Source organism: Henriciella sp., assembly GCF_029937755.1.
In the GTDB taxonomy this organism is placed as follows: domain Bacteria; phylum Pseudomonadota; class Alphaproteobacteria; order Caulobacterales; family Hyphomonadaceae; genus Henriciella.
The window spans coordinates 22890-36070 of record NZ_JAPYPG010000010.1 but is presented as its reverse complement, the minus strand read 5'-3'; the positions used below and the strand labels follow the sequence as shown (position 1 = coordinate 36070).

Annotated in this window: 14 protein-coding genes; 8 read left to right on the top strand and 6 right to left on the bottom strand. The window is 61.6% G+C overall.

The genetic code is table 11. The features are described from left to right. Window positions 1–17 precede the first annotated feature (17 nt). Window positions 18–1370 (bottom strand): serine hydrolase domain-containing protein, encoded by a 1353-nt coding sequence (locus tag Q1K29_RS16645; protein WP_300396306.1) that lies wholly within the window; start codon window positions 1368–1370, stop codon window positions 18–20. 164 nt (window positions 1371–1534) lie between these two features. Between Q1K29_RS16645 and Q1K29_RS16640 the strand changes: the two genes are divergently transcribed. Continuing rightward, on the top strand, window positions 1535–1969 hold the full coding sequence (locus Q1K29_RS16640) for an OsmC family protein (RefSeq protein WP_300396304.1): 435 nt from the start codon (window positions 1535–1537) through the stop codon (window positions 1967–1969). Here Q1K29_RS16640 and Q1K29_RS16635 read toward each other — a convergent pair. From Q1K29_RS16635 to Q1K29_RS16625, 3 genes are read right to left on the bottom strand one after another with little or no spacing between them, the layout of a single operon-like run. After that, window positions 1966–2418 (bottom strand): hypothetical protein, encoded by a 453-nt coding sequence (locus Q1K29_RS16635; protein ID WP_300396302.1) that lies wholly within the window; start codon window positions 2416–2418, stop codon window positions 1966–1968. The genes Q1K29_RS16640 and Q1K29_RS16635 overlap by 4 nt on opposite strands. Window positions 2419–2444: 26 nt before the next feature. Next, window positions 2445–3074, bottom strand: coding sequence for a SatD family protein (locus tag Q1K29_RS16630; RefSeq protein ID WP_300396300.1), 630 nt, complete (start codon window positions 3072–3074; stop codon window positions 2445–2447). A 46-nt stretch (window positions 3075–3120) separates the two neighbouring features. Beyond that, window positions 3121–3981, bottom strand: coding sequence for a TauD/TfdA family dioxygenase (locus tag Q1K29_RS16625; protein WP_300396299.1), 861 nt, complete (start codon window positions 3979–3981; stop codon window positions 3121–3123). A gap of 134 nt (window positions 3982–4115) precedes the next feature. Here Q1K29_RS16625 and Q1K29_RS16620 point away from each other — a divergent pair, with 134 nt between their 5' ends. Together Q1K29_RS16620 and map are read left to right on the top strand one after the other, a co-directional pair. Continuing rightward, on the top strand, window positions 4116–4334 hold the full coding sequence (locus Q1K29_RS16620; protein WP_300396297.1) for a hypothetical protein: 219 nt from the start codon (window positions 4116–4118) through the stop codon (window positions 4332–4334). A 108-nt stretch (window positions 4335–4442) separates the two neighbouring features. Beyond that, window positions 4443–5264 (top strand): type I methionyl aminopeptidase, encoded by an 822-nt coding sequence (gene map / locus Q1K29_RS16615; RefSeq protein ID WP_300396295.1) that lies wholly within the window; start codon window positions 4443–4445, stop codon window positions 5262–5264. Between the two features lie 3 nt (window positions 5265–5267). Here the strand turns inward: map and Q1K29_RS16610 are convergent, their stop codons facing one another. Next, window positions 5268–5873 (bottom strand): cupin domain-containing protein, encoded by a 606-nt coding sequence (locus tag Q1K29_RS16610; RefSeq protein WP_300396293.1) that lies wholly within the window; start codon window positions 5871–5873, stop codon window positions 5268–5270. Window positions 5874–5990: 117 nt separating this feature from the next. Here Q1K29_RS16610 and radC point away from each other — a divergent pair, with 117 nt between their 5' ends. From radC to Q1K29_RS16595, 3 genes are all read left to right on the top strand, one after another. Then, window positions 5991–6725, top strand: a complete 735-nt coding sequence (gene radC, locus Q1K29_RS16605) for a DNA repair protein RadC (RefSeq protein WP_300396291.1) — start codon at window positions 5991–5993, stop codon at window positions 6723–6725. A 147-nt stretch (window positions 6726–6872) separates the two neighbouring features. Beyond that, on the top strand, window positions 6873–8789 hold the full coding sequence (locus Q1K29_RS16600; RefSeq protein ID WP_300396289.1) for a DEAD/DEAH box helicase: 1917 nt from the start codon (window positions 6873–6875) through the stop codon (window positions 8787–8789). A 143-nt stretch (window positions 8790–8932) separates the two neighbouring features. Continuing rightward, window positions 8933–9907: a glutathione S-transferase family protein gene (locus Q1K29_RS16595; RefSeq protein WP_300396287.1), complete on the top strand. Its 975-nt coding sequence runs from the start codon at window positions 8933–8935 to the stop codon at window positions 9905–9907. Between the two features lie 87 nt (window positions 9908–9994). On the opposite strand, the gene Q1K29_RS16590 is transcribed toward Q1K29_RS16595, so the two are convergent. After that, window positions 9995–10204 (bottom strand): cold-shock protein, encoded by a 210-nt coding sequence (locus Q1K29_RS16590; RefSeq protein ID WP_300396285.1) that lies wholly within the window; start codon window positions 10202–10204, stop codon window positions 9995–9997. 262 nt (window positions 10205–10466) lie between these two features. On the opposite strand from Q1K29_RS16590, the gene Q1K29_RS16585 reads away from it, so the two are divergent. Then, window positions 10467–11405, top strand: a complete 939-nt coding sequence (locus Q1K29_RS16585; RefSeq protein WP_300396283.1) for a cyclase family protein — start codon at window positions 10467–10469, stop codon at window positions 11403–11405. Window positions 11406–11510: 105 nt separating this feature from the next. Next, window positions 11511–13022, top strand: a complete 1512-nt coding sequence (locus tag Q1K29_RS16580; RefSeq protein ID WP_300396281.1) for an MFS transporter — start codon at window positions 11511–11513, stop codon at window positions 13020–13022. Window positions 13023–13181: the final 159 nt, after the last annotated feature.

Here is a 13181-nt window from a genome sequence, read left to right as displayed (position 1 = left end):
GAGTGATACGCCTCTGTCTATTCTTCAAGCGCTTCGTAGACGAGTTCGCCCGACCTGCCCCGGAAATCTGCCTCTTCACCCGGGAACGCGCCGAAGCGCTGGATCATCCCGATGAAGAAGAGATTGTTTTCAGGGTCGATCCAGAACCATGTGCCGGCGGCCCCGCCCCAATAATAGGTGCCGGTGCCGGCAGGGCTGTTCATCGCTTCCGGATCTGAGATCAGACCGAAATCGAGACCGAACTTGTGACGTTCGCCCTCCTCTCGGTTGCGATTGGTGCCATCAAAGCCGATGCCGACGCCTTCGGGCAGCTGGTTCGTGGTCATCAGTTCAACCGTTTCAGGCTCGAGGATGCGCTTGCCGCTCAGCTCCCCCTTGTTCAGCATCATCTGGCTGAAGCGCGCATAGTCATCGAGTGTCGAGACCAGACCGCCACCGCCGGATTCGAAGGAAATGGTGTCCTTTCTGAAAAGAAATGGTGTCGTCGAAGGACTCTGTGTTTCCGGGGAGGTCGGCATAGGCACGAATTTCCCCTCTTCCTGATTGTAGACCGTCAGGTCTGCCAGGCGCTGATAGTCCTCCTCCGGCACGTAGAAGCCGGTATCGTCCATATTCAGCGGATCAAAGACGTTGGCGTCCAGATAGTCGCCAAAGCTCATCCCGGAGAATTTCTCGACCAGGTAGCCCTGCACATCGACAGCGGCCGAATAGTACCATCGCTCGCCCGGCTGGAAGAGCAGCGGGATGGCAGCAACCTTGTCGATGAAGGTCTGCATGTCCGGCGAGGCAAGCACGCCCTGCTCGCGATACTGCTGATTGACATAGTCTCCACCGCCGAGACCATACGCAAAGCCCGCCGTATGGGTCATCAGTTCGCGCATCGTGGGCGGACGCTCCATGTCGACGAGTTTCGGCGAGCCGTCCTCATTCTCTCCAGCGAGGACCTTCAGGGTCTCGAATTCCGGAATGTAGTCGGTGACCGGATCATCGAGTTCGAACTTGCCCTCTTCATGGAGCTGCATCAGCGCGACGCCGGTAATCGGCTTGGTCATGGAATAGATACGGTAGATTGTATCGTCGCTCACCGGCGCAGCGGTCTCGACATCCATGACACCATACGACCCGTGCTGGATGACCTTGCCATCCTTCACCAGTAGCGTCTGCATGCCGATGACATGGCCATCGTCCACATAGCCCTGCATGGCAGCTGACAGCGCCTCCAGCCCTGCAGGATCGAAAGCGCCGGTGCTCGCGGGCTGCTCGCCGCCCAGCGGTGGCCAGGTCTCCGGCAGGGCGGTTGCCGCCTCGTTGGCGGCGCAAGACGCCAGCAGGACTGCGGCAGCGATCAGTGACGATGTGGATTTGAGCAAATGAGCCTCCCCTCATGCTTCGGATTCTGCCGATACTGTGGCCGCACACGACAGGACCGGCAAGCACCTTTCAGGGAACGATTTTCCGCCAGCGCCGCTTGCTGTCATGTCGGGCAACCTAAGGCCTGCCCGGAGCCCTCAATCCTGATCGAAGGAGATTTCCCATGAAACGCCATGCAACCGCCAACTGGTCCGGCGCCCTCGCGGACGGTAAAGGCACGCTCGATACCCAGAGCGGCGCCCTTTCCAGCCACGGCTACAGTTTCAAGTCACGTTTCGAGGATGAAAGCGGCAAGTCCGGCACCAATCCGGAAGAACTGCTCGGTGCCTCACATGCGGGCTGCTTCGCCATGGCGCTGTCCCATGCCCTCGCCGAGAACGGCACACCGGCGGAGAATCTGGAAGCCAGGGCCGTTGTTACCGTCGAGCAGATCGAAGGCGGCTTCGAGGTGAAGTCCTCTGCGCTGACGCTCACCGGCAAGGTCCCCGGCATCGAGGAAGCGAAATTCCTGGAGCTGGCAAACGATGCGAAGGCGAACTGCCCGATCTCGAAAGCCCTTGGGGCGATCGAAATCACGCTCGATGCAAAGCTTGTCTAGGCAAGCAGGCTCAGCACGCATGGCTGCACCAGCCTCACGACCAGAACGTAGAGGATGGCGAAGAGGGCCGAGACGAGATTTCCGACGAGGAAGTAGTCCATGCTCCAGCCATGCGTGGGCGCATCCTTTTCAGCCGCGCGCTGATTGAGCCCGGTGGCGATTTTCAGCGCGCCGAAAAAGGTCAGGACATGGACAAAGCCCGCAAGCAGGCCGATCGACATGACGGTCCGCTCAAGCAGTCCTTTCATCCAGTCGATATCCATGTGCAGCACAAAGACCGGGCCGGCCCGGCTTTCCCTGTGATAGGCATGCCGCTGCAGCCGGAATTTCTGGCGCGCATGAATGGCCCGGATGAAGCCAAACACAATCGAGGCCACCGCTTCGCCGATGATGAAGACACCGAACCAGGTGAGGATATAGGACAGCGCTTCACTGGTCGGTTCCGTCATTCTGCCTGCAGCCCCTCCATAGCAGTTCAATCGAGCGCAATGACCTGTCGTATTACCGACCGGGCCCTGGCATAGGAATCCGTCAGCAAGGTCCGCCGGCGTTTGTAGACCTGCGACCGGTCCTTGCCGAACATTTCTGCCACCTCTGCATCGCTCTCATGCGACAGGAGCGCAAGAATGTAGTCGAAATCCTTGCCATTCCAGCGGTCCTCAAGATCTTCCATGATGGCGAAGAGCTGCCGGATAACGGCGGTTCTTTCCGCATCCTCGAGATCGATCTGGTAGCGCGGACGCGAGCGGTCCTTGCGCACCAGCATTTCACGCGCCCGTGACAGGCCTTCTCCCAGCATGCCATGGGCGATGTCGTGATTGATCGGTGTATCGATCTCGCCTTCCACCATGCTGTAATGCATCTGTATGGAGAGACGGTCGGCCAGGATCTGTTCCTGAAACCAGAAAGCCAGCCGCACCAGCGTGTCGGCACTGTCAGCAACCCCCTGAAATTCGTCGCCGAGCGTGACGGTGAGCGGAGACAGCAGCAGGCTAGCGAACCGTTCGTTCGCACGGGCCGTGAGCGTCTCAAGGCTCGCTTGTACCTTTGCCGACGATAGTTTCCGGCTTCCGGTGACATCGCCCATGAAAATATAGCATCGCATAGTGCACTAATACTGCATCAATGCTATTTGTGTCAATATTTTTGCATCAATTATCTTGCGGCTCGAAATACGGCCGGTCGCCCGCGATGGTGACGCGCTCCATGACGCGGACGTTCGGCCAGTAGTCGCTGGCGGCATAGTGCTGGCAGGCGCGGTTGTCCCAGAAGGCCATCGAGCCCGGCGCCCAGCGGAACCGGCACTGGTATTCCGGCAGATTGGCCTGCGCATAAAGGTGCTTGAGCAGCCAGTCGCTTTCCTCACGCGAAAGGTCCTTGATGTGGCTGGTGAAGGCAGTGTTGACGTAAATCAGCCGTTCGCCCGTCTCAGGATGGGTCCGGATGACCGGATGCTCCATGGGCGGGAATTTCTCGTGCAGCTCTTTCGGATCCTTGCCGAGCCGGCGTGCGAAAACCCGCGCGATATCGTGGACTGCCGTCAGGCCGCAGCAAAACGCCTTCATCTTGTCCGACAGGCCCTCATAGGCGGCGACCATGTCCGAAAAGAGCGTGTCCCCACCGACCGCCGGAAGGTCGATCGCGCGCAGGATTGAGCCGAGCGACGGCTCTTCGCGCCAGGTGACGTCGGAGTGCCAGAAATTTTCCTGGCCCTTGTTCTTGGCATTATGCGTGATGCGCAGGATTTCGGGATTTTCCTGACCCTTCGGCGTTGCCGGATGGATTTCCAGGTCCCCGAAGCGGCGGGCAAAAGCGATGTGCTGTTCCGCGGTAATCTGCTGGTCGCGGAAGAAGATGACCTTGTATTTGAGGAGGGCGTCGCGGATGTCGGCGATCAACGCGTCGTCGAGGTTCTGGCTGAGATCCACGCCGTAGAGCTCGGCACCGATGCGCGGGGTAAGCGGCCTGGCTTCAAAGCGCGCAAAGGCCTCCGCGCCGACATGTACGTTCATGCAATATCCTCCCAAGGTCTTGTTCTTATGAGAGCAGCTTACGCCGGACCGCCCATTTCGAGAAGAGCATGCGCGCGAACCGGAACGCTCGCGCCCGCCGCACATTGGTTTTCCGTATAGCAAAGGACCCTCTCATGCCCCCTGAAATCCTGTACGGAATTGGTGCCCTTGTCCTGCTCGGCATCCTCGCCTGGGCCGTAATCATGCCCCGTCTGAAATCGCCCAAGGCCCGCGCCATTCGCGAAGAAGCGATCCGCGAGGAGTATGAAGCGCCCGACCAGTATGCCGAAGACCAGGACAAACTCGCCGCAAAAGCCGAAGAGGCTGAAAAAGAAACGCGCAAACAGCAATAACTGCGCGCCTGAGCAGCGGGCCCTGTGGAATCCGGGGCCAAACGCTGCCATATTGCGCGAAAGTGGGGCACCGACGCCCCTTCACTTTGAGCGGACATTCGAGACGATATGACTGAAGCCGACCTGATCCTGCCCATGCGCACCGGAGAAATCCGGATCCATGACGAAGAAGGGTTTGAAGGCATGCGCCGCGCAGGCAAGCTAGTGGCCGAATGCCTCGACATGCTGGTGCCTGAGGTGAAGCCCGGCGTGACGACCTCGCATCTCGATGACCTTATCCGCGAATTCGTGTTCGATCATGGCGCCCAGTCGGCGACGATCGGCTATCGCGGCTATCGCCATGCCTCATGCATTTCGCTCAACCATGTGATCTGCCACGGCATTCCCGGCGACCGGCCGCTCAAGGATGGCGACATCGCCAATATCGACGTGACGCTGATCGTCGATGGCTGGCATGGCGACCATTCCCGCATGTACGCTGCTGGCAATCCGAAGCGGAAGGCTGAGCGGCTGATGGACGTCACCTATGACGCCCTGATGGCCGGTATCGCTGCCGTCAAACCCGGCAACCGCTTTGGTGACATCGGCGCGGCCATCTCCTCCGTCGCGGCCAAAAACCGCCTGTCCGTCGTGGAGGATTTCTGCGGCCACGGGCTCGGCCAGCTCTTCCACGATGAACCGAACGTCGTTCACTCGGCGCGGGCCGGCACCGGCCCTGAGCTGAAGCCCGGCATGTTCTTCACCATCGAACCGATGCTGAATATCGGCCGCAAGGACGCCGCCATCCTGCCGGACGGCTGGACGGCCGTGACACGCGACCGCCAGCTTTCAGCCCAGTATGAGCATTCGGTTGGCGTGACGAAGGACGGCGTGGAGATTTTCACCGCCTCCCCGAAAGGCTGGCACAAACCCCATACGGTGAAGCTCTAGCGCCTAGTCACCCTCGGCAGGCGGCGCATAATACGGTGCCGCCTCTTCCGGCATCGTTTCCATCGAAATCTCGATACCATGCTCAGCGGCAAGCTGGCCAATCACGGCACCGGCCTCGGCTGGTGACCCCGGCTTTTGTTCAGCGAGACGCGGGCTCACGCCTTCCATGAAGGCTTCGAACGAGCTGCCTGTCGTCATCATGAGCAGCTTGGTGTCGGTGTCCGACCCGTTCCAGAACATATGCGCATGGCCGCGGTTTAGCGCCGCGAAGTCGCCCGGCTGAAGACGTTTTACTTCACCGCCGGAGAGGATGTCGAGCGACCCCTCCAGAACATAGAAATACTCGTCTTCCTGCGTATGCGTATGCGGTGGAGAGCCGGGGCTCTGCGGCGGCAGCAGGAATTCGTAGATGGTAACCGATCCGGCGGACTCATCATTTGCCAGCAGGAGGCGGACAGGGTGAAACGGGTTTTCCACGCTGGCGCCCGTATCCGCCGACACGACCTTGTCCGGATGATCCGACGCATGGTCAGCGCCCCCATCTTCATGCGCGTGAGCGCCTGCTGCAAGGCCCATCATGGCCCCCGACACAAGAATACTTTTCAACATTATCTATTCCCTCCACCATAGAGTCCGGAAAGCTTCCACAACGCTTCAAAACTGGCAAGCTTGACCGCACCGATTTCCTGGAACATAAAAGGAACGGTCAGCAGGTTGGGGAAACGCATGCGACAGGTAGAAGAAGCCCCCTTGCCCGGTTTCGGGACGGCCCGCCCGGTCTCCGCGCCCAAGCCGCACTGGCAGGGCCATCGTGACCGGTTGCGAACAAAGCTCATCGACCGGGGCGCGAATGCGCTGGAAGATTATGAGCTTCTGGAAACACTCCTCTTCGCTTTCATTCCGCGCCGGGACGTCAAGCCGATTGCCAAGGCGCTTCTGGCCCGCTTCGGCTCTCTGAGTGGCGTGCTCGCGGCCCGCCCGGCCGACCTCACCAAGGTTGCCGGCGTGGGCGAGACCGTCGCCGCCTACCTCAAGGCGACCGCCGAAATTGGCGCGCGTGCCACGCGGGAAACCCTGAAGGCCCGCACGGTCATCTCCAGCTGGACAGCCCTGCAGGACTATGTGAAGCGTGAGCTCCAGCACGAAGGCCGCGAACAGTTCCGGGTGCTGTTCCTTGATCGCAAGAACCAGCTCATCACCGACGAAACGCTCGGCCACGGCACTGTCGATCACGCGCCGGTCTATCCACGTGAGATCGCCCGGCGGGCGCTGGAGCTGCAAGCCTGCAGCCTGATCCTTGTCCACAATCATCCGTCTGGTGATCCGACACCGTCGCGAGCCGATATCGACATGACACGCGAGATCATGGACGCGCTCGATGCTCTCGAGATCACCGTGCATGACCACCTCATCGCCGCCCGCTCCGGCGTGCTCAGCTTCCGGGCTCAGGGCCTGATCTGAGATTCATCAGCCGTAGGTGACGGGGGTCATAGCCAAACGCGGTAAATCCCATTATGTGACCCGCTTCGACAGGGTTCAGGCATTCGGCCTCATACACGCTGTCAGGCCGCCTGGTTTGAGCGGCCAAAACGATCCGAAAGCCCGACCATGACCGACCACCCAGCTGTTGCGCCCGCTTTGGGCCAGGCCCTCGCCGCGCGTGGCTATGACAGCCTCACCCCCGTGCAAACCGCGATGCTCGACCCGGAGCTGGAAGGACAGGACCTTCTCGTCTCCGCGCAGACAGGCTCCGGCAAGACGGTCGCGTTCGGGATCGCAACGGCGCCGTCCCTGCTGGATGGTGCGGAACGCTTGGGCCGTGCAGGTTCCCCGCTGGCGCTGGTCGTCGCGCCAACCCGTGAGCTTGCCGTGCAGGTCCACCGCGAACTCCAGTGGCTCTATGCCGAGGCCGGCGCGTCGGTCGTCTCCTGTGTCGGGGGTATGGATCCCCGCGAAGAGCGCCGCTCCCTTGCACGCGGCGCCCACATCGTCGTCGGCACGCCGGGACGGCTGGTCGATCACATCAATCGCGGCGGACTTGTGCTCGACGACATCCGGGTGGTCGTCCTCGACGAAGCCGACGAGATGCTGAACCTCGGTTTTCGCGAGGAACTCGAAACCATCCTCAAGGCCGCGCCCGAAGGCCGACGCACCCTGCTCTTCTCGGCAACCGTGTCGAAGCCGATCGCGAGACTGGCCGCAAATTTCCAGCGCGACGCCGTGCGCGTCAACACCATCTCGGCCACTAGCCACCATGCCGATATCGAATATCGCGCGCATGTCGTGGCCCCGGTCGATACCGAGAATGCGATCATCAACGTCCTGCGCTTCCACGAGGCGAAGAATGCGCTCGTCTTCTGCAAGACGCGGGCGAATGTGAACCATCTTCTGGCCCGCTTCCACAATCGCGGCCTGAGCGTTGTCGCGCTGTCGGGCGAACTCAGCCAGACCGAACGCACACATGCGCTTCAGGCGCTGCGCGATGGCCGGGCGAATGTCTGCGTCGCAACCGATGTTGCCGCGCGCGGTCTCGACCTGCCCGATCTTGACCTCGTCATCCATGCCGACCTGCCGACCAATCAGGAAAGCCTCCTGCATCGCAGCGGCCGCACGGGCCGGGCCGGGCGCAAGGGGATCAGCGTCCTGATCGTGCCGTTCAAGGCGCGCCGCCGCATCGAACGGTTGCTCGGCGATGCGAAGGTGGAAGCCAGCTGGGGCGATGCGCCGGGCGCCGATGACATCCAGCGCCGCGACGATGAGCGCCTGCTCAACCACCCTTCGCTGAGCGAACCGGTCTCAACCGCCGACAGCGAGATGGCGAAGGCCCTGATCGACATTCACGGCGCCGAACAGGTCGCCGCCGCCTTTGTTGCCCTGCACCGCGCGAAACGGTCGGCGCCGGAAGACCTCATGCCAGTACCCGAGGACCGTGGCCAGGGCGGACAGCGCGATGGCCGCCGCAAGCCGCAGGAACAGCGCGGCCCGAGAGAGCCCCGCGCACCGCGCGACGATTTCGAGAACGGCGTGTGGATCAATCTTTCAGTGGGCCGCAAGTCCGGCGCCGAGCCGCGCTGGCTGCTGCCCATGCTGTGCAAGTCCGGCGGGCTCGACCGCAGCCAGATCGGCGCAATCCGGATCGAGGAGGCCCATAGCCGCGTCGAACTGAAGCCCGACAGTGTGGAGCCCTTCTTCGCCACGATCGGCGCCGAAGGCCGGCTCGAAAAGTCGATCACGGCCTGGCGCGAGGGCGACCAGCCGCCCGGCCGGTCAGCCTATTCCGGCCAGAAAAGCGCCGCTGCACCTTCTGCAGATGCGCCGAAAAAGAAGAAGAAGCCCAAGCCGCACCGGGCCGAATGGTCGCCCGAGGACAAGCCCCGCAAACCCCGGCCGACACCACCGTCCGAGCTTGAGAACAGGCCCCGGGAAACCCCGAAGCGGTCAAAACCTAAAAAGCATCAGCACCGCACCGGGCCATCGGGGATGAGCCCGCCAAAGCGCCCGAAGGCCAAACGCCCGAAATCCTGACCCTCCCCAGTGGCTCACCGGATCGCCTTTTCATGCGCCTATTCGCGGGCTGAATAGGCCTTATCCCGCCTTCGCGCTGGAACGGTGCGCCCGGCCTCCTAGTTGGTCTGTCAGCATTCAGACATAGGAGCGACAGACGTATCATGGGCCTACTCAATAACGGCATCTGGCAGGACAAGTGGTATGACACCGACGCGCAGGGTGGCAAGTTCGTGCGCTCTGAAAGCCAGTTTCGCAACTGGATTACCGCCGACGGCTCGCCGGGCCCGAGCGGCGAAGGCGGCTTCAAGGCCGAACCGGGCCGCTATCATCTCTATGTCTCCTACGCCTGCCCCTGGGCTCACCGGGCGCTGATCTTCCGCAAGCTCAAGGGCCTCGAAGACATGATCGATGTCTCCGTGACACACTGGTTCATGGGCGAGAATGGCTGGACCTTCCAGAAGGATCCGGACGGTATTGTCGAGGACAAGCTGTTCGGCTCGGAATTCTTCTATGAAGTCTACCTCAAGGCCGACCCGCACTATACCGGCCGCGTTACGGTGCCGACGATCTGGGACAAGGAAAAGGAGACCATTGTCTCCAACGAGTCCGCCGACATCATCCGCATGTTCAATTCCGCCTTCGACGGGGTCGGCGCGAAGGAAGGTGATTACTATCCGGAAGACAAGCGTGCCGAGATCGACGAGATCAACGAACGCGTCTACCACACTGTAAATAATGGCGTTTACAAATCCGGCTTCGCGACATCGCAGCAGGCATATGAAGAGGCCGTCTACCCGCTGTTCGAGTCGCTCGACTGGCTGGACGACAAGCTGTCGCGCTCACGTTTCCTGACAGGCGACACGCCGACCGAGGCTGACTGGCGGCTGTGGACGACGCTCTATCGGTTCGACCTGGTCTATCATGGCCACTTCAAGTGCAATATCCGCCGCCTGGCAGCTTATGAGCACCTCTGGCCCTATGCCCGCGACCTTTATCAGTGGCCCGGCATTGCCGAGACCGTGAACGCGAAACACGCCCAGCGTCACTATTATGAAAGCCACGACATGGTGAACCCGACCCGTATCGTTCCAGCCGGTCCGGTCATGGACTGGGAGGCCCCGCACGGCCGCGGCTAAACTTTCTTCCGCCAAAATGAAAAAAGCCGCCTTCTCGCGAAGGCGGCTTTTCTACAATCTGCTGGCTGCCGAAGCAGCCGGCCAGCCTTAGGCGGCTTCGATCGTGTTGACGGCAGTCTTGCCGCTACGCTGATCAACAGCGGTGTCGAAGGAGACCTTCTGGCCTTCGCGCAGGGCGGTCATGCCCGAACGCTCGAGCGCGGTGGCGTGAACGAACACGTCGTTGCCGCCATCGTCCGGAGCGATAAAGCCAAAGCCTTTTTGGTCGTTGTAAAATTTCACGGTGCCAGAATTCATCAGAATTTCCTTTCAGTGCACAATTTGTGGCCAAGCGCGCGACATTGCGCGTCTGGAGTTCGTCTTTTTTGGGAAAATTCTGAGCGTCTGACCGCTATCGCGGTGGTCCTGCCTGATCGTCCGGCCAAATTCGAATTGTCTACGTACATGCTTTTCGCACCGGTTGCAAACGATCATGCAGTGACCTGCCCAGGAAGAAGCGCTGGACACGTCCACCCGCCTCGGCGCACAGTCGCCCAAACAGACGGGACGGGAGGAAAAAATGAAACGACTGATGATCGCGACAGGCGCTGCCCTGCTGGCTGTATGCGCCGCTGGCGCTCAGGAAACCGAGAGCTGGTATCCATCCCAGTATGGCGCTGACGACCGCCTTGGCGCGGTGAATGAACTTTCGGCAGAAAAGACTGCGGAGGCCGCCAAGCTCATCACAACGGGCAAGACCTATTCGCTTGGCATGGTGACCGGCCGCGACACGCCGGCCTATGGCCCACGTGAATACGATGTCACCGTGCTGCAGCTTTCCGACGGATCCGGCACGCCGCTGGGGGCCAACAAGGCGACCGGCAATGATGACATCGTCGATGTCTGGGTCGGCATCGGCAGCCAGATCGACGGCCTCGGCCATATGGGCATCAACCATCAATACTATAATGGCGTGCCCGTCGCCGACTTCGTCACGCCGGCCGGGCTGACGCAGTTCGGCACTCATGCCCTGCCCCCGATTGCCACGCGCGGCGTCCTGCTCGACATGACGAAAGTGGTTGGCGCCGACCCCGTCCCGGATGGCACAGCCTTCAACCGAGAAGAGATCGATGCCGCCATGGAAGCGGCGGGAGTCGAGATCGAAGCCGGCGATGTGGTCCTCTTTCACACCGGCTACATGGCCGCGACTGCGGACGCTGAAGGCCTCAAACAGACCGAGCCGGGGCTCGGCGTCGAGGGGGCGCAGTACCTCGCGGATCTCGGCGTTGTGGCCGTGGGCGCCGATACATGGGCGGTCGAGGTGATTCCCTTTGAGGCGGCAGACCGGCCGTTCGACGTTCATCTGACCCTGCTCGCGAAGAACGGCGTCTACCTGCTTGAAAACATGGTGACTTCGGAACTGGCTGCTGACAACGTCACGGAATTCTTCTTCTCGCTCGGTGTTCCCAAGCTGGAAGGCACGGTGCAGGCGATCATCAATCCCGTCGCCATCCGTTGATGCATCGGGACGTGACACTAGGCGGGGGTTGCAAGCGGCTTCGCGCTAGTCAACAACACTGACCGAGAAGCGTCGGGGATAGAGACGCTCGGGAGGAGAGATTCAATGAGCGATACCACGGCCGCGCAGGAACCTGGCCACATCACGGGCTTCGGAACGAAGGGCTACCGGTCCTACGTCCTGATCTCGCTGATGCTGGTCTACACGCTGAACTTCATCGACCGCACGCTGATTTCGGTCGTGGCCCAGCCGATCATCAACGAGTTCGGACTGAACGATACCCAGTGGGGCCTCCTGTCGGGACCGCCCTTCGCGCTCTTCTATGCCCTGATGGGCATTCCGATCGCAATGTGGGCCGACCGGGCAAACCGTGTCCTGATCATCGCGCTCTGCATCATTATCTGGTCTGTCATGACCGCGCTCTGCGGTGTCGCAAGCGGGTTTATCTGGCTCCTCATCTTCCGCGTCGGCGTGGCTGTGGGCGAGGCTGGCTGCACGCCGCCCGCCAATTCCCTCATTACCGACTATTACCCGCCCCGAAGTCGGGCAGGCGCGCTTGGCATCTACTCCATGGGCGTCACCATTGGCGGCGTCCTCGCCCAGCTTTTCGGCGGCCTGATTGCCGGTATCCAGGGCGAGGACTTCGGTGCCTGGCTTGGGACGCTCGGCCTTGGCGGCCTCTTCCCCGGAATGGACTGGTCGACCGTCGGCGGCTGGCGAATCGCCTTCGTCGTGGTTGGCCTGCCCGGCGTGCTGGTTGCGCTGATCCTGCTTCTGACCATCAAGGAGCCGCCGCGGGGCTATTCCGACCCACCTGCGCTCGACAGCACCGCGAAGGCGGGCTTCTTCGACGCCTTCAGGGAGTTCGGCAAGAAGCCGACCTTCTGGTGGCTCTCGCTGGGGGCCGCCCTCGTCGCCTTTGTCGGCTATGGCCTGATCAACTTCCAGGCGCCCTTCCTGCAGCGTGTCCACGGTATCGGCGTCCGCGATGCAGCGGTCCTCTACGGCGCGCCACTGGCTGCTGTTGCTGCCGGCGGGACCTTCCTTGGCGGCTTCCTGTCGGAACGGCTTGAGGGACGTTTTCCGCGAGTGGCTGCGTGGCTGCCGGGCGTCGGCCTGCTGATCTCGGTGCCGTTCTATATCGCTGCCTTCTTCGCCCCGACCCTGTCGATGGCCTTCGCGCTCTGGATCGTTGCGGCGATTGCGCACTATGCCTATCTCGGCGCGCAATACACCGTCGGCACAGCCATCGTCAGCCCGAAATCGAGAGCGACCACGATTTCCGTGCTGCTGCTCATCGTCAGCCTTATCGGTAACGGTATCGGCCCGCTCTTCGTCGGCGCAATGAGTGACTTCTTCATGGGCATGGAGATCAACAATGCCGGCCTGTCGAGCATGGCTGCGGACTTCAACCCCCGCCTGTGCAGCACGGATCCGACCTCGCTTGGCGAGACGGGCCCTGAGCTCTGCCGCGCTTATGCAAACGGGCTGCGTTACTCCATGGCGGCCACCGTGCTGTTCATGATCCTGGCGGCGGCCTCCTACTTCATGGCTGCGGTCTCCTTCGGGCGCGACCGCTACCGGGGCGATGTACCGGCCGCTGGCATGCACCTTTAGGACAGTCCGGCCCGGCCAGGTGTCTCTGGCCGGGCCGATGCTTCACAGGTGAAGTTTTTTCGGCGAAACGTCGATTTGGTCTGGTCTCGGCTATTCCGATTTGCAATCCTGATCCGAACGATAAAACGGGCACTTCTTCAGGAAGCTGTCCGCACCGGA